This window comes from Trebonia sp. (assembly GCF_049794275.1).
Classification (GTDB): domain Bacteria; phylum Actinomycetota; class Actinomycetes; order Streptosporangiales; family Streptosporangiaceae; genus Trebonia.
This window is the reverse complement of the sequence record NZ_JBARCR010001050.1, coordinates 1-2192: the sequence shown is the minus strand read 5'-3', so window position 1 is coordinate 2192 and position 2192 is coordinate 1. Positions and strand designations below refer to the sequence as shown.

Below are 2192 nucleotides of genomic sequence, written 5' to 3'. Positions count from 1 at the left end.
CTCCGCCACCATGGCCCGCAGCGCCCTGGTCCCGCGCAGCCGCCGGGCTCTCACCTCTGGAAACCCAGCACTCATAGCCTCTCCTGTCCCAGTTTTAGCGGATACGGCGCCGACCCCCACGGCGGCGCTCGCTCGGGCGGCGCAGCGGCTCGCCTGCTTCGGCGGCCGCGTCGCGTTGCGCGGCGCCGAACTCGGCGAGCGCGTCGACCAGCGCGGTGACCGACGGCTTGGATGACGTCACGTCGACCCGCAGGCCGAAGTCGTTCGCCGTCTTCGCCGTCTGCGGGCCGATCACGCCGATCACGGTCACCGCGTGCGGCTTGCCCGCGATCCCGACCAGGTTCCTGACGGTGGATGACGAGGTGAACAGCACGGCGTCGAACCCGCCGCCCTTGATGGCCTCCCGGATCGGCGCAGGCGGCGGCGCGGCGCGCACCGTGCGGTACGCGGTCACGTCCTCCGCCTCCCAGCCGAGGTCGGTCAGCCTGGCGACGAGGGTCTCCGTAGCGATGTCAGCCCGCGGGAGCAGCACCCGGTTGATCGGGTCGAGCAGGTCGTCGTAGGGCGGCCACGCGTCGGCCAGTCCCTCGGCCGACTGCTGGCCGTCCGGCACCAGGTCAGGCCGGATGCCGAAGTCGAGCAGCGCGGCGGAGGTCTGCTCGCCGACCGCCGCGACCTTGACGCCCGCGAAGGCCCGTGCGTCCAGGCCGTACTCCTCGAGCTTCTCGCGCACCGCCTTGACCGCGTTGGTCGAGGTGAACGCCACCCACTGGTACCTGCCGGTGACCAGGCCCTTGATCGCGCGCTCCATCTGCTGCGGGGTGCGCGGCGGCTCGACCGCGATCGTCGGGACCTCCTCGGGCACCGCCCCGTACTCGCGTAGCCGGTCGGAGACCGAAGAGGCCTGTTCCCTAGTCCGCGGCACCAGCACCCGCCAGCCGAACAGCGGCTTGGTCTCGTACCAAGAGAACCGGCTCTTGGCCGCGGCGGCCTCGCCGATCACCGCGATGGCGCCGCCGCGGGTGGTAGCCACGGTCACGCCCGCCGCCTTGAGGTCGGGCCCGATCCTGCCGAGGGTGGTGACAACGGTCTGCTGGTCGGTGGTCGTGCCGTCCCAGGTGATCGCGAACGGCGTCGCGTCCGGCCAGCCCGCGGCGATCAGCATCTTGCCGAGGTCCTGCGGGGCGGTCTCCGCGCGGAGCACCACGAGCGTGCCAGGGCCGTAGGACACCTGGCTGGCCTCGCTGGCGTGGATGACGCGCAGCTCGCCGGGGGCGTCGCCGGTCAGCGCGATGCCTGCGTAGGCGGGCACGCCGGTGACGGCGGGCACCCCAGGGACGATCTCGAAGCGGGCCTTGGCCTTGGCGCAGGCCTGCACCTCGGCGGCCGCGCCGCTGAGCAGCGGGTCGCCCGGGTACAGCCGGACGGCCAGCAGGCCTGCCCTGGCCGTCTGGAGCAGCGTCCGCACGGTCCCTGCCACGTCCGAGGGCTCGACGACCTGCGCGTCGGGCCTGAGCAGGAGGCGGACCCGGTCCGCGACCTCGGGCTCAGCCACGACCAGGGCCGCGTCGCCGAGCAGGCGGACCGCGCGCGTCGTCAGCAGCCCTTCGTCTCCGGGGCCGGCGCCGACAAACGCCACCCAGCCGTCCATGTCAGTCATGCGCATCATTCCTGTCGGTATTGCCGCCCACCAGGTCCGCCGCGCCGAGCGCGAGCATCCGGGCCGCGAGCTCACGGCCGAGGCGCGCCGCGTCCGTGGCGTCCGCTTCGCCGTGTTCCCGCACGATCATCTTCTCACCGAGCACCACGGCGTCCAGGCGCAGCTGAGTGCCGCTGAGAGCGGCGTACGCGCCGACAGGGGCGCTGCAGCCGGCCTCGAGGGCGGCGAGCAAGCCGCGCTCGGCCGTCACGGCGGCGCGGGACTGCCAGTGATCGATCGTGGCGAGCAGCCCGGTGAGCTCGGCGTCTTCGGCGCGGCACTCCACCGCGAGCGCGCCCTGGCCTGGTGAGGGAACCATGCTGTCCGGCTCGAAGACCTCGCTGACCAGGTCGGTGTGGCCGATTCTGGCCAGCCCGGCGTACGCGAGCACCACCGCGTCGAGCTCGCCGTCGCGGACCTTCGCCAGCCTGGTGCCCGCGTTGCCGCGGATGGGCACGCAGGTGATGTCGCCGCGCAGCACGGCGAGCTGTGC

Annotated in this window: 1 protein-coding gene and 1 pseudogene; both read right to left on the bottom strand. The window is 73.3% G+C overall.

The features are described 5' to 3' along the window. Positions 1–94: 94 nt before the first annotated feature. Complete coding sequence (locus tag WA805_RS26285) at positions 95–1660, bottom strand: uroporphyrinogen-III synthase (protein WP_425243692.1); 1566 nt, start codon at positions 1658–1660, stop codon at positions 95–97. After that, positions 1653–2192, bottom strand: a pseudogene (locus WA805_RS26280) (hydroxymethylbilane synthase); the annotation flags it as partial. The pseudogene WA805_RS26280 and the gene WA805_RS26285, both read right to left, overlap by 8 nt.